This window comes from Bacillus paralicheniformis (assembly GCF_002993925.1).
GTDB lineage: Bacteria > Bacillota > Bacilli > Bacillales > Bacillaceae > Bacillus > Bacillus paralicheniformis.
In genome coordinates this window covers 629,841-651,136 of record NZ_CP023665.1, presented here as the reverse complement: position 1 = coordinate 651,136, position 21,296 = coordinate 629,841, and the positions used below count along the sequence as shown (strand labels likewise).

Here is a 21,296-nt window from a genome sequence, read left to right as displayed (position 1 = left end):
ACCATCATAACTTAACATTTAAAATGATCTCTAATTTTAATTATACTCGGTTTAAAGAGTTTTGGAGGGATAGCTAATGAAGAACAACGTGATAAAAGCAGGGATTATAGGCGGATCTTTGAATAATCAATGGGCTAGTCAAACACATATTCCGGTATTGAAGGAAAATCCTTTTTATGAAATAACGGCGATTGGAACATCAAAAATGGAAACCGCAAAAAAAAGCGCTATGATGCTTAAGGCTGCCTCTGCTTTTACAGATTATAAGGAATTAGCACAATCAAAAGATGTTGATTTGGTAGTCGTCAGTATAAAGGTTCCTTTCCATTATGAAGCTTCGCTTGCAGCCATAGAAGAAAATAAACATATATATTGTGAATGGCCTTTAGGCAAAGATACTGTGCAGGCTGAAAAACTGGCAAAATTGGCAGATGACGCAAACATTCATCATGCGATTGGATTACAGGGAAGGCAATCTCCAGAAGTCAATTATTTAAAGCGGGCAATCAAACAGGGGGAGATCGGCAAGGTCATCTCCTGCACGATGCAGGTAGCAACACAAGGAAAGGGAAGAATAACAGATGAAAAAAGCAGTTACCTTTTAAAAAGAGAAAATGGGGCGAACCTTCTTACAATCAACGGTGGTCACTCGCTTGATGTTCTTTGTCATATCCTGGGTGATTTTAAAGAATTATCAGCTGCAATGAACAGTCATTATACAGAAGCCGTTATACAAGAAACAGGGATGAAAATACCAAAAAACACAGCTGACCAAATTTTAATCCAGGGGACGCTCGTTAATGGCGCTTCAGCCTCTGTCCATATTCAGGGCGGAGTTTATCCAGCTTTTCAATTAGAGATTAGAGGGGAAAAAGGTGTTTTGCGTTTAACACAGCATCATTCCTCAGGACACGTACAATTTGGCAATCTCAAAGTCAAAAAGATTACACATCCTCATAATTTGTTAAATGCTGAAGATGTTTATTCTGAAGAAGTAAAAATTTCCCCAGTAAAGGATCATGGTGCAAGAGGCTATGTTGAAACTGCTTATACTATTTTAGCGGAAGATATATTTGAACATAAAAATCAAATCCCAAACTTTCATGACGCTGTCAAACTGCACCGGTTGTTAGACGCCATTCGGAAGTCGGCAAAGACCGGTAAAAAAGTACTCTTAAAAAATGAGTAGGAACCGTATATCTTTTATTTACATGGTCCTTGCACATGCTGATCAAGCTTGAGAAAATTGTTATCCTAAAAACATGTACAAAAGCGAGCTCGACAAAAGTTAGCCCCAAAGGTTTATATACATAGACCTCCTTAAAAGTTTAGCGGCCCAGGGAGGTTACATCGTATTATAAGATCAATTAAGTTTACTTAAACAGTATTCTTAATTGATCTTTTTTATCATTAGTCTTAGGCAGAGAAAGCTATCAGTCAAATGAGGATGAGTAGGGGGATTCCTTGGAATAAGACACAGTAATCCTAGATTTCTCTAAAAAAGTCCTTGCTGATTAATCTATTTGAAAAAAGAATTAAATATGAAATTTAGATCAATTAATTTCTTTGTGAGATGGGTTTTTTATGTAGAAACAAAGGAGAGAAAAAGAACTTTATTATATATTTAAAGTTTAAATGGTTTATTTTTCTTTAATAACAGTTTATATACCTGTATAATTTCTTGGTGATTTTATATAAAGGAGGATAGTATTGGATTATTTGAAAAAAAGATAGCTAAAATGAATTTGAATGAAAAAATTCCATTGGTTAGAGCCACTGCTGCTGATTTTGCTAAGCAAAGAAATTGGAAAAAGGATTCAAAATTAACTAAAATTAATCAAAGAGATGTGTATTTGGATTCGAAAACAGGCAAATACTATGCAGTGGACACCCAACATGGTAGATTTGAAGTTGTTAATAAAAGAGGGAAACATCAAGGAGAAGTGGACTTTAACTTTAACTTAAACGAAACTAAACCAGCTGACAAATCGGGACGTCATGATTTAAAAATGAACTAAGGAAGTGAAAATTAAAATGAACGATCTAGTCTACGAAACTATAGATAAATACTACAGAAACAATAACGAATCAGATTATCTTACTAAATGCCGCGAGCAGTTTGTAATACCAGAAGCAATAAAAAAATTTTCCGAGAATAATAATATGATAATCACAGACGTAAATTTTGGTGAAATATGGCCGTCGTCAAAATTAATATTTGAGTATGAAGACTACACAAAAGGGGAATTTGAAGTTACTTATAGTACCATTTTAATGCTATCTAAGCTTGCACCTTTATTTTATCTTCAGCACGAATTTCAAGTTGAAAACAGAGATGTGAATAGAACTGTCCCAACTCTTGAGGGTTTTGATACTCAACCTTATAACACTAAACAACAAGAATTTGAAGATTGTGTAAAAGAATATTTTTCAAAGAAAGAGTTCATTGAATTATCCTATTCGGAGATGAACGAGGTTGTATGCGGGCTGGATTTTAAAAAAGATGTCACGTTTTTTGGATCACAAGTAACAGTAGAGAATGCATTGTTTTTTGATCTACTAGAAATTTGTCCAGACTAAAATACAGCAATCTTGTGTTATTCAAATAAAAAAGAAAAAGTTAAAGGTGAATAAAATAAAGTAATGAAAGAGGAGGTATCCAGTATCCTCCTCTTTCATATAGATTGGTTCCATCAAAGTAAGGATTATTTTTGCGGTTTCTCATATTCCATTGCATGATCGCTGCCAGAGATGCCTTAGTTGTTGGATCGACAACAACTCCTACAGTAACCAAAAGTGTTAGCACATTTTAAGTCTTACTTACCAGTTGATTCTAGTTATTATAAATTTGACCCAACGCAACGACTTTACTGGATGTATAACCGCAGAAGTCATTTCCTTCAACTAACACGTTTTGTCCAATTTGTGGTCGATTCATCTGTACATCATCTGCATTTTTAGAGCTTCGAAAAAACCGCTCTTTTATTTCGGCGATAGTGGTGTTTTTTAAATGTAGCGAGGTTTTAAACGAACATATAAACCGTTTTCTTGTAAAAAAGGTTAAACTCCAAATGTTGTGGATGTTAGCTTGATGGTCATGTTCGGAAACCGACATGATATAAAAAAACATACCAACAAGCTTTGGTATGTTTTTTCTTAGGAAATCCCTAATTAATGAATATTAGGTTTTCTAAAATTACTGCCTTTGACTTCAGCTACGTCATATACAGTGACAAAAGCATTTTTATCAACTTCATTAATGATTTCCTTTAATTTGGTGTCTTCTAAACGGTTGATGACACATGTAATTTCTTTAAACTTTTCGTGGGAAAAACCACCGTAAGCTTCTTTATATGTAGCACTTCGGCCCAATTGATCGCGAATTGTCTCCACCATCAACTCAGGTTCTGTTGTAATAATTTGAAAGGTTTTAGAACCGCTTAATCCTTCCTCGACAACATGAATGACTTTGGACGCAATATAGTAGGCGATGACTGATAGCAATGCCCCTTGCAAGCCAAATACAGCGGAAACAAAAATAAACACAAAAAGGTTAAAGAATAGAATGAGATCGCTCGTTCCAAATGGCAATTTGCGCGATAACAGCACAGCAAGCATATCAATTCCGTCCAATGCTCCGCCATTACGCAGCGCCAGCCCCATTCCAAAACCAAGGATGATCCCTCCGACAACAGTGACTAACAAAGTGTCCCCTTCGATTATAGCCGGAGTGTGGTGCATAAAACTTGTACCTGCTGCAAGTGATGCGATTCCGATAATCGATAATAACGCAAAGCTTTTCCCGATTTGCTTATATCCCAGCCAGACAAACGGGATGTTTAGAGCTGCGATAAGTATACCAAGCGGCAAGTCAAATAGTTGTGAACCAACAATGCTGAGTCCTGTCACTCCGCCATCAGATACATTGTTAGGAATCAGCACTGTTTCCAATCCATAGGCCGCTATGATTCCTCCGATCATGACCATTATAACTTTGAAAATCATTTTCGCTTTAAATTTCTTATGTTTTTCGATTTTATTCATGCCATTCCTCATTTCAAATTTTACGTTATATTTAAATATACCATAACAGTTTTTCTAGGTTCAAAAGTTCAATCACGTTTTTTGAGCGGCTGCTGCAAATACCGATCATTACATTGGATTAAGGTAACCCTTTTAGACTTGGAACATTCATGTGCCAGTGGTTGGAACTATTTTGCAAGCACCCCGTTTCCGCAACTGGTGAATAACCAATAAAGGCCCTAATGTTTATGGACATTTTCCGGCCAGACAAAAGGATTGTCGGCAATAGAACGAAGCATTTGATTCTTCTCTCTCCAAGATGAATGAATCCTTAACTTTATTGGTTTTTCACCCCCCATTCACATAACCCTTCTAAAACCGGCAATAGTGATTCCGCTTTACCAGTGAGACTGTACTCGACCTTTGGGGGAACTTGAGGGTACTCTTCCCGCTTCACCAGACCATCCGCTTCCAATTCTTTAAGTTGTGAACTCAATGTTTTATAAGTAATAGCCCCTATTTGTCTTTTCAGCTCATTAAAGCGAACCGGTTGATTTTCCGCGAGGAGATAAATAATAACCATTTTCCATTTGCCGCCGATCACGGACAATGTGTAGCCAAAAGGTGTATCTTGAATATTTTTAACTTTGCCTTTATATTCAGCCATACTCATATTAACACTTCCCTTTCGGATAGTACCTATCAAAAAAGTGCGTACTGTTTTTTTGTTTGCGTTCATTTTATACTAACCGTAATTTGAAGTAAAGGAGACGATAACATGGCTAAAAAAACGATACGTCTGTTGATGCCGCAATGGCAAGGGGGAAACAATCCCAACTACTCTTTTGGAGCGGAACTGCTTGCTTGGCTGGCTCCTGAAAATGATCAGCCCCTTATTCATGTTCCGGTTCAAACTTATGATGGAACTCCACTTGAAAACGAAAACGGAATAAACGGGAGAAAACAACTGCTGGAACAATTGGAGGCTGCTCAGCATATCATTCATGCCCATAAGCCGGATCGCATTGTCATGTTTGGCGGTGACTGCTTAGTCGAACAAGCACCATTTGCTTATTTAAACGAACGATACGGCGGGGACTTAGGTTTAATTTGGATTGACGCTCACAGCGATTTAGTTAGATATGCAGGATATGATAACGGTCATACTTTACCGCTCGGGAACCTTTTGGGAGAAGGAGATGAAGAGTTCGCAAAACATGTGAACATTCCCCTTAAACCTGAAAATGTCTTTATCGCGGGATTAGCAGCTCCTACAGAAGAAGAAACAAACGCGATATCAAAAGCACTTCAAAGACAAGGTATAGTTCCCACAGAACCAGACACTGAAGTGATTCAAAGACTTGGGATTAGAACTGCCGGAACTAAAGAGTTAATGACCAGTACCAATTCTATAAAAGAATGGATAAAAGAAAGCAACATCAAGTATCTGGCCATACACCTTGATTTAGACGTGCTTGATCCGAAGGCGTTTCGTTCTTTATTATTCGCCAATCCTGAAGCACCTGTAACTTTTTCTCCTGAGGGAACAATGCAAATGCCGCACCTGCTTCATCTTCTGAAAGAACTCTCTTCCGAAACAGATGTAGTTGGATTAGGTATAACCGAACATTTGCCGTGGGACTCTATTCATTTGAAGAAATTGCTTAGTGAAATCCCTATTTTAAATCAATAATTTCATAAACGGGACAACAACAAATTAATGGAGTCGGTAACCCTCCATAAATAAATACCAAGGGGTCATAACCCTTGGTATTCCTATGATGCGGCCGAGAGACTTGAACTTTCGCGGGCTGCGACCCCATTAAGTCTTCGACAAAGATGATTCGGCCTAACCATTCGGCCTGCCTTTTTATTTCCCGCTCGATCTTTAAGATGCTGCATAAATGACGGCTCTGATTCCGACCTTTAACTCCTGCATGGGGTTGAAGGTGGATTTATATTTAATTTTCCAGCCTCTTTTTCATCACTGCCGCCAATTGCTCCGCATTGGGATCTCCTTCATTTTGCAATTGATCAATGATGTTCATGTAGTCTGTATCATTTCGGTTTTGACTTAATTTATATGCAGCCTGAATGTCTTCCACCTTAATCTTAAACCCGACAATCGCTTTCAGTTGTCTTTCTAAAAGTTGAGGAGAAAGGTTATCCCATAAAATTGGATTTTCTCGGTGTTTTTCGTATTTTCCCATCATAATTGTTAATTCTTCTATTAATTCATCTCTCTCTAGAATGCTTGCTTGACCGTATATATGGATGGCTTGATAATTCCATGTCGGCACTTCCTCATGCCCATACCAGGAAGAAGAAATGTATGCGTGCGGCCCCTGAAACATAACAAGCACATCTTGACAGGTTTCAAAAGTTCTCCACTGCAGATTTCCAAAAGAGACATGGCCGGTGATATAGTAATCATCACCTTTTTTATTGAACCCCAAAGGCAAATGAGTAGCGATTGGCTTCCCTTGTTCTGTCGTAACAATCGTGCCAAAAGAGTTTTTTTGGACAAAATCCAAAATTTCATCAACATTTTCGACTTTAAAATATTTTGGAATATACATCGTCATCCTCCTTTCAAAAAAGTTATAGGAGTGTTTTGGTCATGATCAAGTCCGTTTGTTCTTCATCTCCCATATAAAAAGAGTGAGCACCGGTTTGAACAAACCCCATTTTCTTATAAAAAACAATTGCGTTTTCGTTTTTTTCCCATACGCCCAGCCAGATTTTCTTTTTATTCAGTTCCTTCGCAATTTCCATAGCTTTATTGAACAGATATTTGCCAAGCCCATGTTTTTGAAACTCGTTCTTGATATAAATTCTCTCAATTTCAAGTGATTCATCACCCATTTTTTCAGTTTGGGCCTCATCAGTATTGACCTTTAAATATCCAGCGATTTCATTGTTACAATAGACAAAAAAGAATTGCGAAGCGCTGTTGGATAGTTCTTTTTCTAATTGTGTTAAGTGAAACGCCTTTTCCAAATAGGCCTTCATATTTTCCGGCGAGTTCTGATGCTTAAATGTCTCATTAAATGTTTCACAACCAATTTCTTGAAGCTTTTGTAAGTCTTCAAGGGTGCACCTTTTTATATTTACTGTCATTTCAATCTGCCGCTCCTTTATGCCGTCAATAATTTCTCTTGTTCCCCTTTTTCACAAACTCCCAGTCTTTTTCTACATTTTTTCTTACTCTTTGAAGAAGATTGAAGATGGTCTCCGCTTCCCCCTCGGAAAACCCCTCTAATGCCACACAATTCGAATGATCATTTTCTCTTTTTATAAAAGGAAATACCTCATTCCCCTTTTCCGTCGGAAAGAGTTTTTTTATTTTTTTGTTATATTCATCATCTCTCCGTTCAATAAAGCCTTTCATTTCAAGTTTTTTTATAGCGCGGGCTGCGGTGGTCCGGTCCACTTTAATCATTTCAGCTAACTTCTCCTGAATGATTCCCGGGTTTTCGCATATTCGGACAAGGTACAAATATTGCCCTTTTGTCAGGTCATGTTCTTTAAATTCGATATTGCTTATAGAATCCAAAGCCCGGGCAATCATTCCAATTTCACGAAGAATATCCTTCATCATAAACTCCTTTCGAACATGTTTTTGTTGCAAATACAACATAAATGGCGTACATTAAATATACCGAAATTTTGTTGTATTTGCAATAAAAATAAAGAGGGCGAGTTAAGTGAAATATGTTTTTTATGTATTAGGAATTTTAATCTTAACCCTTGGGATTGCTTTTACGATTCAATCAGATCTTGGCGCTTCGCCTTTTGACGCACTTTTGGTGGGACTGTCCATACATGTGGGGCTTACTGTGGGAAGTTGGGAAGTCATCATTGCTTTGCTATTCATAGGCTGCAATTCTTTTTTAAAAAGCCAAAGACCGGAAGTTTCAGGGATGCTAACGGCGTTTATAACGGGGATCGGCATTGATATGTGGCTTTTTTTCCTGCACTTTTTTATCACACCAGAACAATGGTGGAGCAAAGTGATTTGTTTTGGAATCGGCTTGGTTGTTACAGGTTTAGGAACCGCGACATACTTATACACAAATTTTGCTCCGATGCCAATTGACCGATTCACATTCATCATAAAAGAATTAACGAGAACCAACATATTTGTTTCGAGAACCATCATTTACCTCGTCTTCTTGACAGCGGCCGTCATCTTAAAAGGACCGATTGGCATCGGAACTTTATTAACCGTTTGTTTAGGAGGGCTTGTTCTTCATTTTTTTATGCCGTTTGCTGGAAAAGTATTAGGCCGCTTTACAGACGCTCGTATATTACGATAAGAAATGTTTTTAATGCCACTCCCTACTTTTTCACAGAACTTTTATTGAAAATTATCAATATGATTCCGGAAGCTATTAGACTTACAATCAAGGAAGAGAGAGATAATCTAAATATATTTTTCACTCCATTAATGAACAATGACCATAAAACATATATGGTGATTGCACTTAAAGTAAACATTCTGAACCATCTAGGTATTGCGAGCCAAACTTTCAATAGATAAGTTGAGAGTTTCCCCATTTTGCGCCTCCTTGTTATCTATTCGACCTTTTACAAAAGCCTAACATAGTTAAAAACAAAAAAGAAAAAAATACCAAGGACTCATAACCCTTGGTATTCGGTGATACTGCCGAGAAAACTTGAACCTTCATGGGGGGTTCCCCCATAAGGACTTCAATAAAAGTGAAAGTATTTTGTCCGTTACAAAAGTTATTTCAAGCATTTGAAATTTGTATTTTGGGCATAAAATGTTACTGTTCAAGCAACATGAATGTGTTCTTATCGAAACGAATGAGGGATTTATACTAAGTTTTTGTCTTGGACTCCCGAATTGAATGCATCCGGCTTATCTTTTACCTCCACGAGACCATGCCACCACAGGAATGAGTAATAAGGATAAAATTCCTCCAGTAAGTGATAATGTTAGATAACTTGAGCCTGCCACAACCATTCCGGACAATGCTCCGCCGGCAGCTCCTGACAACGCAATCAGAACATCCACCGTACCTTGTGTTTTCGCCCGTGTGGCCGTTTCAGTTGAATCAACTATCAGTGCAGTCCCGCTTATCAAACCAAAATTCCACCCTAATCCCAGCAAAGAAAGAGCAATTACGATAAGAACCATAGAATCTCCCGGTGCAAATGCTGCTATTAAGCCTGCCAGAAGCAGCGTAGTTCCAGATGCAATTGCCATTGCAGTACGTCCCAACTTATCAACAAGAACCCCTGTAACAAGTGAAGGGAGATACATGGCGCCTATATGAAAGCCAATAACAAGACCGACAGCACCCAAGTCATGTCCATGATGTCTCATATGAACTGGTGTCATTGTCATAATAGCGACCATTACAATTTGGGTAAGAACCATAACTGCCGCACCAACGATTACACCTCTTTTGTTTTCTGTGTGTTCAGTTGTTGTCAAATGTCCTTTATCACTTGGCTCTTGCTTGCTCGATTCGATTGTTCTTGCGATAACTAATGGATCTGGACGAAGCATGATGAATAGGACAACACCTGCTAAGATATATGCCGCCGCGGCTAAAATGAAAGGGCCCGCTAATGACGGAACACCGATAGAATGGGCGAAACCCCCCATCACATTCACTAAATTCGGACCCGCAACCGCGCCAAATGTTGTCATAACCATCGTCACACTGACAGCAGTCGCCCGCTGCTTACGATTTGCCAAGTCCGTACCCGCATAACGAGCTTGTAAATTTGTCGCTGTTCCAGCACCGTAAATAAGCAATGAAGCAAATAACAAGAAAATACTATTTATGATTGCTGCAATGATAACTCCTATTGCTCCAAGACCGCCAATCACAAAACCGGCTGAAAGGCCTGCACGACGACCATAGCGTTGAGAAAGTCTGCCTACAAATAAGGCTGCCCCCGCTGATCCTAAAGTAAATAAAGCTGTCGGGACCCCTGCGTAAGCATCCGTTCCGAGCATTTGCTGAGCAATAAGGGCACCGACAGTAATTCCTGCCGCCAGCCCTGCACCGCCAAAAATTTGTGAAACACTTACCACAAATAATGTACGCTTGTATAACGTTTTTTGTTTTTCTGGGGAACCAATGTAGCTTTGTAATGAAGCTGATTGAACGTCTAACGATTTTACACTTTCTTTGTGCAGCATGATCTAACCTGCCTTCCTTGATCAACCTCCAACTAGATTTGAATCATCATAACACGCGCAAAAAAACCATACAATATTGAAATTGTATGGCGGACAATAATTAGGCAAGATCGTTTAGCAAGCGCCTAAGGATTATTAATCCTTTTTCAAGCTCTTCGAGCGTTTCTGGTGCACATACAGAAACCCTTACCGCCCTTTCCGGACAACTATTCCCAACTACGAAGCGTTCAGCCGCATACACTTGCACTCCATGTTCAGCAGCTAATTTTTCAAATTCAGCACCTGTAATCCCACCCGGTAACAACAACCACCGAAAGATGCCTGTTTCACCACCTAAACACGTATAGTCAGCAAAATATCGATTTGCGATTTGGTTTCTGCAAATCGTTTGTTCACGATGCCCCTCAATTAAGACTTCAAATTGATTTGATACAATCGTGCGCGCAGCAAGTTCTGCTAATAGCGGGGAAACCGTTATATTTAAATTATAAAGCGCCCTCGAAACCGGCTCCTTAAATTGATACGGCACTGCAACATACGCCAGTCGCAGCCCCGGTGCCAATGATTTAGATAAACTTGCGATATGGATCACCTGTTCCGGCGCGAATGATGCAAGGGCTGGAAGTGGATTTTTGCCAAGAAGATGGTACGATGCATCTTCAATAACAAACAAATTATACTTTTTTGCAATTTCTGCGATGACCTTTCGATTCTCTACAGACATAAAGGAAGCTGTCGGGTTATGGTAATCCGGGATCAAATAAATGCCTGTAATGTTTTCATTTTTATAAGCATATTCAAGTGACTCCGGCTTCATTTCACCGTTCTCGGATTTTATCGGTACGATTTGCACACTTAGCATTGATGCAACAGTTTTTAATCCGGGATATGTATGATGATCAACACCAATGCGGTCTCCAGGCTTACAAAGACCCGCCAATGCGGCAGCGATCGCATTTTGTCCCCCATTTGCAAATAAAATGTGCTCAACGGTTGTTTCAAAACCGCCTCTTCGAATTAGCTTTACAGCTGCATCCTTTTGCCAAAGGCTTTCGCCCGCCCGGCCATAACCAAACCATTTTTCATAATCTGTCTCTTGCAGCATGCTGCTCAAATGGAGCATGAGCGGCTCGTAAGAAGCATGATCCGGCAGTGTTGCGCCCATTTCAATGAGCTTTGGCTTTGTATCCTCAAGTAAATACGCATTCGATAACGCATCATACGATACAAATGTGCCGCTCCCAACAGTTGCACTTAACAGGCCCTTTAACTCACACATTTTAAACGCCTTTGAAATGGTACTCAAATTTAAATCCAAATAATCAGCCAGTTCCCGCTGAGGAGGAAGCTTTGTTCCAGGCAATAAAACTCCGTTTACTATATCCTGCTCCAATTGCCTTGCAAGTGCTTTATAAATGGGCTTTTCAGTTTTATCAATCGATGGCTTCCAGCTCATCGGATAGTTTTCAAAAGAATTGATCGGCATGATACGCCATCCTTTTTTCGTTCTATTATATGGTTGTGCTGTTTATAAAACAATTATAAGAAATGACGGACAAGTTAGACTGCGACTTTAAGTAATAGGTACTAAATCGAAACATCAGGTGGAAGTCCGGCTTTTATAAAAATTGCAACAATTCATTTTTCTTGAATGTTGGACTTTTTCAATGTAGTTTGCTACTTTATAAAAACCGTTTTTCGCCTTTTTGGCATAATTTTTTAGCAATCACGGCTCTTTCAAGTATGTACCGGAGTGCTTGTTAAGCTAATTTTTTGGCTAACGCCGAAGCCCAGTGCTGAGCATGGAAACTCTTTGATGTTTAGGATTATCATGAGCGCCATGATATGAATTTCTTTTTGAGACAGTTGTCCTACAGATGGATAGCTAACAGTCTGGGTGATATTTCTTTGTTGTGTCTGCGCTGTAGTAGAAGCTGCACTTACACTAAGAGCTAAAAACAAAGACAATATTGACATAATCTCAAAAGAGTGCAAGTTTATTTATAGAAGTATTAAACTAAGGAGCCAATAACAAATCATGAATAATGTTTCATTAATATATAAGGAATTTGGTGATCCGCTTCAAAAATTACAGCTATATACCGGAGAAAAGCTTCCTCTTCAGCCAAATGAAATTCTTGTCAAAATGATTGCCAGTCCAATTAATCCATCAGATTTGCTTCCAATTAGAGGGGCCTATTCTCATAGAATTAAGCTGCCGGCTGTTGCAGGATATGATGGTGTGGGAATTGTCATAGATCAGGGCAAAGATGTATCACCATCATTGATTGGAAAAAGGGTCCTCCCTGTAAGAGGAGAGGGAACTTGGCAACAATATGTAACCACCAAAGCTGATTATGCAATAGAGCTGCCTCCATCAATAAGTGATAACGACGCCAGTCAACTGTATATTAATCCATTAACAGCCTGGCTAATTTGTACGGAATCATTGCGTGTTCAGCCGAATGAAATTGTGTTAATGAATGGCGGAGGTACATCTATTGCAGGTTTGTTTGCGCAAATTTCTACTATACTGGGATTCCGTTTAATTGTCATTACAAGAAACAGCCGCAAGATAGAAAAACTTCAAAAACTTGGGGCATGGAGAGTCATCGACGCTTCCAACGGTTCTATATATGAACAGATTTCTGATGCTTGCGACATCGGTGTTGACCATGCAATTGACTCTGTTGGAGGAGAAAGCGGCGAACTGCTGGCGAGGACGTTAAAACCTGAAGGAACGTTTGTCAGTTATGGTCTGTTGTCAGGTATACCAAACGATTGGCGAAAGTTACACAATGTATACCATGTGTCACCACAATTATTCGCCTTAAGACTTTGGAACGAGAGACATTCCGTTTCTGAATACCGCAATCGCTTCTCGGAGGTGATTAAGCTCGTTGAGAGCGGAAGAATGGTCATCAATGCTCCAGAAAAAGTATATGATTTTGAAGATTTCTATGATGCGTTGAAGCATTATGAACAGCCGGGTTTGAATGGAAAAATACTGTTGAACTTTGCATGAAGGAGATGTAACCAAAAGAAAGAAAAAGTAGTAGTTGTAATTGAAAAGAAAAATAAAAAATTTATATAAATTCCGCATTTTGTCAATCGATTATGTTATACTGTAAACAACCTTTGAAGCGTTAAATCTTTTTCTATTACCTTTTACCACCTCCCTACTCGAACGTTGAGTAGGGTTTTTTATTAAGCATTATACAGAGAACATAAAAAAACAGGCCCTATATAAAGAGCCTGTTTGTATAAACGATTGAAGATTAAGCAGTTTTTTGAACGTTAGCAGCTTGAGCTCCGCGAGGACCTTGCTCAACGTCAAATGTTACTTTTTGACCTTCGTCTAATGATTTGAATCCGTCACTTTGGATTGCAGAAAAGTGTACGAATACATCGTCTCCATTTTCACGTTCGATAAATCCAAAACCTTTTTCTGCATTAAACCATTTAACTGTACCTTGTTCCATTTTTGTTGCCTCCTAGTGCGTTACCGCACATTGTATTACTATCCTTGCCCAAAGTATCATCAAGACGAAAAGTCAATATTCATACTATCCTTTACACCGAACAAAAATAATTCTCCTTTATCATAACAGGAAACGGAAATAATTGCAAATCATATTATCGTTTTATTCATGGCATTTTTTCTTAAACGTGTGGATAGCAGTGCAGAAGCGGTAGGCGTCAATTATTCTGCATCAAATATATAACATGTCTAAGAGGTTTGAAAACACCGTGAAAATGAATCGCGAGTGTCTTCAAACCTTTTTCTTTGCTAAAATTGATTTTCTTTAAAAAGCTCTGCTGTTTCTTGTTCATGATGTCTGTTCCTCAAACAATCAATGTTCACGGTCTAAAAAGAACAATTCCCATAGGGAAGCAGGGAGAGAGTTTTGCCCGATAAAGAGCCGGGTATAATTTTCATACGCCTTTTGTATCCCGGCCAACTCTGCAAATCAGTTTCGAGTTTCCAATAAAGAGGGCTAAGAACGATACTTATATGATGTATGACACTGGGACTTCAAAGGCAATAAAACGTACACTTAGAAACTCATCAGGGAAGGGGAAACTTTAAAAAATGAATGACCAAAACCTAAGGACTTTGAGAAAACTGGTTACACCTTATGAAAACTCCGATTTACAAAAAAGTATTTCTCAAATCATTAACACATTGGTACCATTTTTCCTGTTATGGTGTTTGGCATATAAGAGCTTGTCGATTTCTTATTTCCTTACATTAGCGATTTCTATCGTTGCGGCAGGTTTTTTAGTGAGAACCTTCATCATCTTTCATGATTGCTGCCACTATTCCTTTTTTAAAAACAAAATGGCGAATCGAATCCTTGGAACAATTACAGGAATTCTGACTTTGCATCCTTTTGATCACTGGGGACGCGACCATTCTGTCCACCATGCGACAAGCAGCAACTTGGACAAACGCGGTACAGGCGATATTTGGGTACTGACCGTTGAAGAATATAAGGAAGCCTCAACTAAGACAAAAATAATGTACCGTTTGTACAGAAATCCGTTTGTTATGTTTATGATTGGGCCGATTTACGTCTTCGGGATTACCAATCGTTTTAATCGTAAAGGGGCAAAACGCAAAGAACGGATGAATACGTATGTAACGAACCTGGGAATCGTCGCTTTGACAGCACTTTTATGCTGGGCTATTGGCTGGCAAAACTTCCTGCTGATTCAGGCGCCAATTTTTATGATATCGGGATCTCTCGGAATTTGGATGTTTTATATTCAACATACGTTTGAGGATTCTTATTTTGAAGAAGATGAGCATTGGGAATATGTAAAAGCAGCAGTTGAAGGAAGCTCTTTTTATAAGCTTCCAAAAGTCATGCAATGGCTAACAGGCAATATCGGTTTCCATCATGTTCATCATTTAAGCCCGAGAGTCCCAAACTATAAGCTTGAAGAAGTGCATAACAACATTAAACCATTGCAAAACGTTCCGACCATTACACTGGCAACAAGTCTTAAGTCATTAAAGTTCCGCCTGTGGGATGAAGAAAGCAAAAAATTTGTTGGTTTTAGCCACTTAAAAAAAGCTTCTAAAAACCAAATATCAGCACACCTAAGAACGGATTAAACAACTCCCCATAATCGATGATAGCAGGCAGTGTATCTTGCAAAATAAAAGTGCAGACTCGCACAACGGTTTTGTGCAGAGGTCAGCACTTTTTTAGTGCCAAATATACTTGCATACTTCACCACACGGTACATTTATTGCCGTATTTTCTGCAAAAAAATAATACTAAAGGTAGTTAAACCCTCGGTATGATTGGTATGCGGCCGAGAGGACTTGACCCTCACGGGGTTGCCTCCACTAGGCCCTCGATAAAGTGGAAGCTTATCACGATTTATGAAAGCTTGTTTTCATGGTATCTCTTTACACCAATTACATAAAACTTCATTGTTTTTAAGAATGATGAAGTAAAAATGGAGTAAGCTTTTCAAACGAATTTCGTAAAGCTTACCAAAGTGGTTCTTAAGATTTTTTTGTTTTTTAAAATGGTCTATCCATGAGATTGATAACAAAAAAAAGGTTTCACTATTGTCTTTTTTTTTCGTTAATTCGGACCCTCGACCAATATCCTGGAGTTATTTTTATTTGACGGAATCCTCGATTGAACCCTTTTATATTTGTTGTAAAAGCTCGTGCCTTCACAACAGAAAAGTCTAAATATAATTCAATCCTTCCAATGATCATATTCTGTTCTTCTTGCTCGTTCTTTGTATTTTTCAATTTGCTCTTCGGTTGAAATTTCAGAGAAAAATTAGCCGAAATAAAAGGAATTCCTCACTTTACGAATGAAGCAACTGAGGAAATACTTTTAGGGTACAAATTAGATGGAATACATGCAAAAATCATTAATAGCGCATTAAAATAAAGCAGGCATATGCCTGCTTTAAAATTTATACTGGTTCAAATTCTATAACCTTGCTTTCCCTTTAATCCAGTGTTTTCCTATCAAGGCCTAAACAATCGTTTTCCCCACTCCGAGGAATACATTGGAATCCCAACTAAAAGACCATCGCCTCTTAGTCACTCACATTAACAATGATTATAAAATGTCTCAAGGAACGATCAACAGCCGCTACCCCTGATTAAAGATGATCTGTTACCACACTGTTACGTTAGAACTTCCACTACTTTGATATCCCTCTGTCGCTAAGACTTGATAAGACCAAATACTACCCAGATTCATTCCATGACTCTTCCATGCTCTAACATGATTGCTGAAAGTGATTTTAGCGTTGCTTCCAGTTGGTCTCTTCGTTTGGCGAACACTCCAGTACTGCGTGAAAGTAGTTTTTTCGCCATCAATGGAAGGTGCATTATAACGTGTAGTTGTATATATGTCATATGTGCCGCCATCACTTTTTACAGTACCTTTATACGTTCCAGTAGGTCTATAAGTACCCCATGAATCCACTACATAATATTCTATGAGCGGTGCTCTCGTCCAACCATATAAAGCCAAATATCCATTGCCATTCGGCGCCCAAACTCCGGCATTATAGTTTATTGTCCTAGATGGCGAACCTGTAGTCCAACCTTTACCCACAACGAAATTTCCGGTATTAGACCAATTAACGCTGTAATTCCCGCCAGGCCCATTAACAGCGTTTACTGTTCCGCCGCCATCAGTCCAATTTTGCCAGTAGTCTGGACTAGCTGCAGAGGCGGTTGCCGAAAACAAGCTAATACTCATTAAAGCTGCCGTTAATCCAACTAAGAAATTCCTTTTAAACTTAAACATATGTTACCTCCTATAATAATTATTCTGACTTTGACATGAGGTAGCACCCGTATAGATTTAAAACATTATTAATTACTAATGCCAAAGTTTTTGATCGTTCTCTTCAATATAATACCATGAATTCATGAGTGAATATCATAAATAAATGTAATTTAATTACAAAGACCTAAAAAATCACATTATAAGTGTTCTTGTAAAACTATAGCCTTATCCTCTTTTCGCAGAATCATAAATCTGACGGATTAATATTTGTAATTAATAACTATTTATACCATTTCGTATAAAGGAGATATACATGAGAGATTGTGAAGTCATTGTAGCTGCCCCAGGTGGTGCTCCTGACTTTGAAGCTGTAATGGAACGTTTCATGTCCAAAAAGTCAGCTCATCAGATTGTTTACTGTGTTTTCGATGTTTCTACAAAGACAGTCGGTCAATCGCCAACAAGCCGCTCACTGTGGCGTAAGACAGTTCTGAATTCACTTGAACTGAATCATCCTATCGAAGGAATTCAAGGAAACGGACTAGCTTACTTTGCCTTGGTCAAAGAAAAAATTTCAGAGGGAATCGTGCTCAAGAAAGCTGACTCGCCTGATGAAATTAATACACGTTCTCATTATTGGCTGAAAGTGATCAATTATCATTACACCGAAGTCGTTATTACCGGCACACCAAAACGGATATAAAATTTTCCCCATCCCGATAGAACTGCAGCTGGGTTTATGGAATTCATGCCACATGCAGAACGAAGTAAGTTCCACTCTATGAAACAAGTAAAGTCTGAATCTGATGAATATGTATTTATTGAGCCTATTTTTCATTAAAGTAAAAATACAACAACAAAACAAAAAATACCAAGGGTGTCAAAACTCTTGGTATTCCTATGATGCGGCCGAGAGGACTTGAACCTCACGGGTTATTCACCCACTAGGCCCTCAATAAAGTGGAAGCTTATCACTGCTTATGAAAGCTTATTTTCATTACATCGTTGATTACACAAAATTTGATTGTTTTTTATTAATTATGGAGTAAAAATGGAGTACGAACTTACCAAAGTGGTTCTCTATTCCCTCTTTATTTAACAAGGTCTATCCATGTTTAAAGCAGCTAAAGATTTTTTAATTTTAAAGGCGAAGGTATGTTGCAAATCTTCAGAAGTTAAAGCTTTATCATGTATCCTCTAAAGCCTGTTCTGCTTCATCAAGCAAATAGAGCGCATCCTGCATAGAATAAATCCCCCCTTTTTTTTTCATGAACAAGAATTAATACACCAAAGAATAGGTGAAAAGTCCTCGAAAAACTATTGTGAAATATTTGAAGAGGTTCTTGAAGAGTGGTTTTCTGCTGAATTGATTCTTTTAAGCCAAGGTGGTGATGGTACTGATGACCTTGAAATGAGAAAAGAATTGTACGGGTGGCGTTTTGTTGAGGCATTGAATAAAGAATAAGCGCTACCTCTTCCCTTCTGCTCAAGATACATATTGCTATGCTGTGCTTATTCTTTCTTAGCGTACAATAAAGCTCCCTCGTAGCAAAGGAGCTTAAATTAGAGAGCTTTATTTAACTCATGTTTAATCCAAAGTTCGAAGTATTGAGTAGCTTCATCTTCACTTAAATCTTTACTTGTTATCGAGAATATCTTACAACCGAATGGATCGATTTTTGAAAACTTCAAAGACGGCTCATCCATTGCATGATCCTGAAAGTTAAAATACACGTCCCAAACATCAACATCTAGTCTCTTTAATCCTACTGCTTCAAGATCTAATCCATTTTTATCGTAACTAATATGTAGATGTTGCGTTTCATCATAATTCATTAGGAAACCCTCCCTTTAGAAAATGATATGATGTTTTTTCATGTTAGGCGGCACATGGTAATGAAGTTTATAGGGGCCTCCCGTCTTAACTGGATAATAATCTAATCTGAAAATTGGTTTTCCGGTAGATTTTAAACGAACTTGAATAATTCTGCCACCACCACCGGGGCCATCAATCTTATATTTACTCGGCGCCTTTAAAGCTTTTTCAACATATGGTCTCGCGATTGCCCAACCTTTTTTCATTCCAGACCTGCCAACTTTGCTAATTAAGACCCTTAAAGCTGTAGCAACAATTGGCACCCACATCGGCTTTATTTCAGCGTCCTTAATCTCTTGTTTGGCAAGCACCTGTTCTAACTGCTGAAATACTGGGTCTTCTATTAAAAAATCAAACTCTTTTTCAAACTTTTCATTATCCAAACTTTGAATGTCCTTTTTATTGATTGTTGAAATTGATGATATTCCATCAATGTTTTTTGGAAAAATCTCATTCAATGTATTGAGAGTTGAGTTGAAATCAATGCTTTCATCCTCTTTCCCCTCTTCAATTGCTTGAGATAATGGACTTAGAACACCCATAACCAACACAAAGACCAAAAGTGAGACAATAGTTTTAATAAACTTTTTCGCCATATTTGACCTCCTAGTTAATTATTTTTATTCCAAATATATCAATATATGGTATGAAAATCAACAGCTAATTTTACTTTAAGTAATCAAGTATTGCGTGGATGGTGTTTCCATTCTGCTCAAGATAAATAGGTTTTATTGAATCAAAAAAATCCTGTCTTTAAAGTGACATGTTCCTTCCTCAGCATCAATAAATGCAACATAATCTTTGTTTTGGATTTTCAAAATTTCATTATAATGCTACAGCTATAGGAACAGAGAGTTTATCAGCATTTAAAAAACTGCAAGGTCGACAGCAAGCCAAATTATTACTAAATTCAGCAATACACAATAAATAAACACATTCGAGAATATTTCAAAAATGCTGATCTACAAAAGATCTCGCACACCCATATCATCGATTTTAGAAATCACTTACTCGATAAGAAACTGAGCAATAAATCCGTAAATAATATCATATCCACTTTAAATAAAATATTCGAGACAGCCCAAAATGAAAAATTTATTCAAAACAATCCATGCAGCAAAATCAAACAACTCCCTCTTGATCGAAAAAAGATGAAATTTTGGAGACCGGAGGAATTTAAAAAATTTATCAACTTAATTCCTGATGATCAAGTCATTTTTAAAACATTTTATGCACTAGCCTTTTTCACCGGAATGAGGTGCGGTGAAATGTTAGCCCTCCAATGGAAAGACATAGACCGAATATTAATGGAAATAGATGTTCGCAAATCTGCAACATATTTAAACAAAGAGTTTATAGTGACGTTACCCAAAACAAAAAATTCTATTCGGCGCATAAGCATTAATAGAAAACTTTTCTCTCTCCTAGACTATTGGAGAGAGAAACAAGAGGATTTATTTAAAAAACTCAATATTCTTCATTCAGATGAGTCCTATATTTTTCAATATAAAGACACTCCATCATCAAAGGACATTTTCAGTCGTAAAATTAAATACTTCTGTAAAAACAACAATAGATGTATACGGACACCTATATCCCAATAAACAGAAAGAAATGACGGACAAGTTAGACGACTTATTTTAAGTAAGTGGGCACGGTGTGGGCACAGGAGACAAAAAACTAGATGAATATAAAAAATACCAAGGGCGCTTAAACCCTTGGTATTCCTATAATGCGGCCGAGAGGACTTGAACCTCCACGGGTTATTCACCCACTAGGCCCTCAACCTAGCGCGTCTGCCATTCCGCCACGACCGCATGATATGTTGTTTTTAAAGTGCGGGTGAAGGGACTCGAACCCCCACGCCGTAAAGACACTAGATCCTAAGTCTAGCGCGTCTGCCAATTCCGCCACACCCGCGTGAAAAAACAATGGTGAGCCATGAAGGACTCGAACCTTCGACCCTCTGATTAAAAGTCAGATGCTCTACCAACTGAGCTAATGGCTCAAATATAATGGCTGGGCTAGCTGGATTCGAACCAACGCATGACGGAGTCAAAGTCCGTTGCCTTACCGCTTGGCTATAGCCCAACATATGAGAAATGACCCGTACGGGATTCGAACCCGTGTTACCGCCGTGAAAGGGCGGTGTCTTAACCACTTGACCAACGGGCCATATGAAGTCAGCATCATATTTTCCTAATGGCGGAGAAGGAGGGATTTGAACCCTCGCGCCGCTTACGCGACCTACACCCTTAGCAGGGGCGCCTCTTCAGCCACTTGAGTACTTCTCCATTGGCTCCACAGGCAGGATTCGAACCTGCGACCGATCGGTTAACAGCCGATAGCTCTACCACTGAGCTACTGTGGAATGATCAGACTCATTTTATTATAAATATGTCGACAAAATGTGTCAAGAAGAACAATTTGTCTTTGT

General features: G+C 38.4%; 18 protein-coding genes, 7 tRNA genes and 2 pseudogenes. 9 read left to right on the top strand and 18 right to left on the bottom strand.

The genetic code is table 11. The features are described 5' to 3' along the window. Window positions 1-76: 76 nt before the first annotated feature. From CP943_RS03360 to CP943_RS03350, 3 genes are all read left to right on the top strand, one after another. Window positions 77-1,189, top strand: coding sequence for a Gfo/Idh/MocA family protein (locus tag CP943_RS03360; protein ID WP_105980738.1), 1,113 nt, complete (start codon window positions 77-79; stop codon window positions 1,187-1,189). A gap of 550 nt (window positions 1,190-1,739) precedes the next feature. After that, a complete protein-coding gene (locus CP943_RS03355; RefSeq protein ID WP_039073247.1) occupies window positions 1,740-2,018 on the top strand; it encodes a colicin E3/pyocin S6 family cytotoxin in 279 nt (92 codons plus the stop codon). Window positions 2,019-2,034: 16 nt separating this feature from the next. After that, window positions 2,035-2,580, top strand: a complete 546-nt coding sequence (locus CP943_RS03350) for a hypothetical protein (RefSeq protein WP_039073246.1) — start codon at window positions 2,035-2,037, stop codon at window positions 2,578-2,580. A 591-nt stretch (window positions 2,581-3,171) separates the two neighbouring features. On the opposite strand, the gene CP943_RS03340 is transcribed toward CP943_RS03350, so the two are convergent. Continuing rightward, entirely contained in the window at window positions 3,172-4,044 is an 873-nt protein-coding gene (locus CP943_RS03340) for a YitT family protein (RefSeq protein WP_025810048.1), read from the bottom strand. A 316-nt stretch (window positions 4,045-4,360) separates the two neighbouring features. Continuing rightward, window positions 4,361-4,696: a winged helix-turn-helix transcriptional regulator gene (locus CP943_RS03335; RefSeq protein ID WP_105980737.1), complete on the bottom strand. Its 336-nt coding sequence runs from the start codon at window positions 4,694-4,696 to the stop codon at window positions 4,361-4,363. A 105-nt stretch (window positions 4,697-4,801) separates the two neighbouring features. Here CP943_RS03335 and CP943_RS03330 point away from each other — a divergent pair, with 105 nt between their 5' ends. Beyond that, window positions 4,802-5,716, top strand: a complete 915-nt coding sequence (locus CP943_RS03330) for an arginase family protein (RefSeq protein ID WP_105980736.1) — start codon at window positions 4,802-4,804, stop codon at window positions 5,714-5,716. Between the two features lie 268 nt (window positions 5,717-5,984). Here the strand turns inward: CP943_RS03330 and CP943_RS03325 are convergent, their stop codons facing one another. The 3 genes from CP943_RS03325 to CP943_RS03315 are packed head-to-tail and all read right to left on the bottom strand — an operon-like array spanning window position 5,985 to window position 7,621. Continuing rightward, window positions 5,985-6,602 (bottom strand): FMN-binding negative transcriptional regulator, encoded by a 618-nt coding sequence (locus tag CP943_RS03325; RefSeq protein WP_105980735.1) that lies wholly within the window; start codon window positions 6,600-6,602, stop codon window positions 5,985-5,987. A 22-nt stretch (window positions 6,603-6,624) separates the two neighbouring features. Next, window positions 6,625-7,143: a spermidine/spermine N(1)-acetyltransferase gene (locus CP943_RS03320; RefSeq protein ID WP_039073244.1), complete on the bottom strand. Its 519-nt coding sequence runs from the start codon at window positions 7,141-7,143 to the stop codon at window positions 6,625-6,627. Window positions 7,144-7,168: 25 nt separating this feature from the next. Beyond that, on the bottom strand, window positions 7,169-7,621 hold the full coding sequence (locus tag CP943_RS03315; protein WP_023857834.1) for a MarR family winged helix-turn-helix transcriptional regulator: 453 nt from the start codon (window positions 7,619-7,621) through the stop codon (window positions 7,169-7,171). A gap of 109 nt (window positions 7,622-7,730) precedes the next feature. On the opposite strand from CP943_RS03315, the gene CP943_RS03310 reads away from it, so the two are divergent. Next, window positions 7,731-8,342, top strand: a complete 612-nt coding sequence (locus tag CP943_RS03310; RefSeq protein WP_050820807.1) for a YczE/YyaS/YitT family protein — start codon at window positions 7,731-7,733, stop codon at window positions 8,340-8,342. A gap of 566 nt (window positions 8,343-8,908) precedes the next feature. Here CP943_RS03310 and CP943_RS03300 read toward each other — a convergent pair. Then, window positions 8,909-10,207 (bottom strand): MFS transporter, encoded by a 1,299-nt coding sequence (locus CP943_RS03300; RefSeq protein ID WP_105980734.1) that lies wholly within the window; start codon window positions 10,205-10,207, stop codon window positions 8,909-8,911. Window positions 10,208-10,304: 97 nt separating this feature from the next. Beyond that, window positions 10,305-11,690, bottom strand: a complete 1,386-nt coding sequence (locus CP943_RS03295; protein ID WP_095292643.1) for an aminotransferase-like domain-containing protein — start codon at window positions 11,688-11,690, stop codon at window positions 10,305-10,307. A gap of 552 nt (window positions 11,691-12,242) precedes the next feature. Between CP943_RS03295 and CP943_RS03290 the strand changes: the two genes are divergently transcribed. Next, the gene (locus CP943_RS03290) at window positions 12,243-13,229 is read left to right on the top strand and encodes a zinc-dependent alcohol dehydrogenase family protein (protein ID WP_105980733.1); all 987 of its coding nucleotides are present in this window, start codon (window positions 12,243-12,245) and stop codon (window positions 13,227-13,229) included. 253 nt (window positions 13,230-13,482) lie between these two features. Here CP943_RS03290 and cspC read toward each other — a convergent pair whose 3' ends face one another. Beyond that, the gene (gene cspC / locus CP943_RS03285; RefSeq protein WP_003179166.1) at window positions 13,483-13,686 is read right to left on the bottom strand and encodes a cold shock protein CspC; all 204 of its coding nucleotides are present in this window, start codon (window positions 13,684-13,686) and stop codon (window positions 13,483-13,485) included. A 611-nt stretch (window positions 13,687-14,297) separates the two neighbouring features. Between cspC and CP943_RS03280 the strand changes: the two genes are divergently transcribed. Continuing rightward, entirely contained in the window at window positions 14,298-15,326 is a 1,029-nt protein-coding gene (locus CP943_RS03280) for a Delta(5) desaturase DesA (protein WP_105980732.1), read from the top strand. 1,033 nt (window positions 15,327-16,359) lie between these two features. Here the strand turns inward: CP943_RS03280 and CP943_RS03275 are convergent. Continuing rightward, window positions 16,360-17,001: a glycoside hydrolase family 11 protein gene (locus CP943_RS03275; protein ID WP_035337139.1), complete on the bottom strand. Its 642-nt coding sequence runs from the start codon at window positions 16,999-17,001 to the stop codon at window positions 16,360-16,362. 301 nt (window positions 17,002-17,302) lie between these two features. Between CP943_RS03275 and CP943_RS03270 the strand changes: the two are divergent. Then, window positions 17,303-17,815, top strand: a pseudogene (locus tag CP943_RS03270) (ATP-dependent DNA ligase); the annotation flags it as partial. 731 nt (window positions 17,816-18,546) lie between these two features. Here the strand turns inward: CP943_RS03270 and CP943_RS03265 are convergent. After that, window positions 18,547-18,819 (bottom strand): DUF3986 family protein, encoded by a 273-nt coding sequence (locus CP943_RS03265; protein ID WP_023857848.1) that lies wholly within the window; start codon window positions 18,817-18,819, stop codon window positions 18,547-18,549. Between the two features lie 15 nt (window positions 18,820-18,834). Next, complete coding sequence (locus CP943_RS03260) at window positions 18,835-19,455, bottom strand: hypothetical protein (RefSeq protein ID WP_105980731.1); 621 nt, start codon at window positions 19,453-19,455, stop codon at window positions 18,835-18,837. Window positions 19,456-19,722: 267 nt separating this feature from the next. Here CP943_RS03260 and CP943_RS03255 point away from each other — a divergent pair. Continuing rightward, window positions 19,723-20,503 (top strand): annotated as a pseudogene (locus CP943_RS03255) (tyrosine-type recombinase/integrase); the annotation flags it as partial. 89 nt (window positions 20,504-20,592) lie between these two features. Here the strand turns inward: CP943_RS03255 and CP943_RS03250 are convergent. The 7 genes from CP943_RS03250 to CP943_RS03220 all read right to left on the bottom strand — a co-directional run bounded on the left by CP943_RS03250 (window position 20,593) and on the right by CP943_RS03220 (window position 21,230). After that, window positions 20,593-20,676: transfer RNA gene (locus tag CP943_RS03250), tRNA-Leu, on the bottom strand. Between the two features lie 20 nt (window positions 20,677-20,696). Next, window positions 20,697-20,779 (bottom strand) — tRNA-Leu (locus CP943_RS03245). A 12-nt stretch (window positions 20,780-20,791) separates the two neighbouring features. Next, window positions 20,792-20,867 (bottom strand) — tRNA-Lys (locus CP943_RS03240). 8 nt (window positions 20,868-20,875) lie between these two features. Beyond that, window positions 20,876-20,950 (bottom strand) — tRNA-Gln (locus tag CP943_RS03235). Window positions 20,951-20,962: 12 nt separating this feature from the next. After that, window positions 20,963-21,034: transfer RNA gene (locus CP943_RS03230), tRNA-Glu, on the bottom strand. A gap of 28 nt (window positions 21,035-21,062) precedes the next feature. Further along, window positions 21,063-21,153, bottom strand: a tRNA-Ser gene (locus CP943_RS03225). 2 nt (window positions 21,154-21,155) lie between these two features. Further along, a tRNA-Asn gene (locus CP943_RS03220) sits at window positions 21,156-21,230 on the bottom strand. Between the last annotated feature and the right edge of the window lie 66 nt (window positions 21,231-21,296).

Excerpts from the sequence above, each read along its gene's own strand:
- CP943_RS03295 (WP_095292643.1), bottom strand. The coding sequence starts at position 11,690 with ATGCCGATCAATTCTTTTGAAAACTATCCGATGAGCTGGAAGCCATCG.
- CP943_RS03265 (WP_023857848.1), bottom strand. The coding sequence starts at position 18,819 with ATGAATTATGATGAAACGCAACATCTACATATTAGTTACGATAAAAAT.
- CP943_RS03280 (WP_105980732.1), top strand. The coding sequence starts at position 14,298 with ATGAATGACCAAAACCTAAGGACTTTGAGAAAACTGGTTACACCTTAT.
- CP943_RS03275 (WP_035337139.1), bottom strand. The coding sequence starts at position 17,001 with ATGTTTAAGTTTAAAAGGAATTTCTTAGTTGGATTAACGGCAGCTTTA.
- CP943_RS03350 (WP_039073246.1), top strand. The coding sequence starts at position 2,035 with ATGAACGATCTAGTCTACGAAACTATAGATAAATACTACAGAAACAAT.
- CP943_RS03360 (WP_105980738.1), top strand. The coding sequence starts at position 77 with ATGAAGAACAACGTGATAAAAGCAGGGATTATAGGCGGATCTTTGAAT.
- CP943_RS03325 (WP_105980735.1), bottom strand. The coding sequence starts at position 6,602 with ATGTATATTCCAAAATATTTTAAAGTCGAAAATGTTGATGAAATTTTG.
- CP943_RS03335 (WP_105980737.1), bottom strand. The coding sequence starts at position 4,696 with ATGAGTATGGCTGAATATAAAGGCAAAGTTAAAAATATTCAAGATACA.
- CP943_RS03340 (WP_025810048.1), bottom strand. The coding sequence starts at position 4,044 with ATGAATAAAATCGAAAAACATAAGAAATTTAAAGCGAAAATGATTTTC.
- CP943_RS03320 (WP_039073244.1), bottom strand. The coding sequence starts at position 7,143 with ATGACAGTAAATATAAAAAGGTGCACCCTTGAAGACTTACAAAAGCTT.
- CP943_RS03355 (WP_039073247.1), top strand. The coding sequence starts at position 1,740 with ATGAATTTGAATGAAAAAATTCCATTGGTTAGAGCCACTGCTGCTGAT.
- CP943_RS03330 (WP_105980736.1), top strand. The coding sequence starts at position 4,802 with ATGGCTAAAAAAACGATACGTCTGTTGATGCCGCAATGGCAAGGGGGA.
- CP943_RS03260 (WP_105980731.1), bottom strand. The coding sequence starts at position 19,455 with ATGGCGAAAAAGTTTATTAAAACTATTGTCTCACTTTTGGTCTTTGTG.
- cspC (WP_003179166.1), bottom strand. The coding sequence starts at position 13,686 with ATGGAACAAGGTACAGTTAAATGGTTTAATGCAGAAAAAGGTTTTGGA.
- CP943_RS03315 (WP_023857834.1), bottom strand. The coding sequence starts at position 7,621 with ATGAAGGATATTCTTCGTGAAATTGGAATGATTGCCCGGGCTTTGGAT.
- CP943_RS03290 (WP_105980733.1), top strand. The coding sequence starts at position 12,243 with ATGAATAATGTTTCATTAATATATAAGGAATTTGGTGATCCGCTTCAA.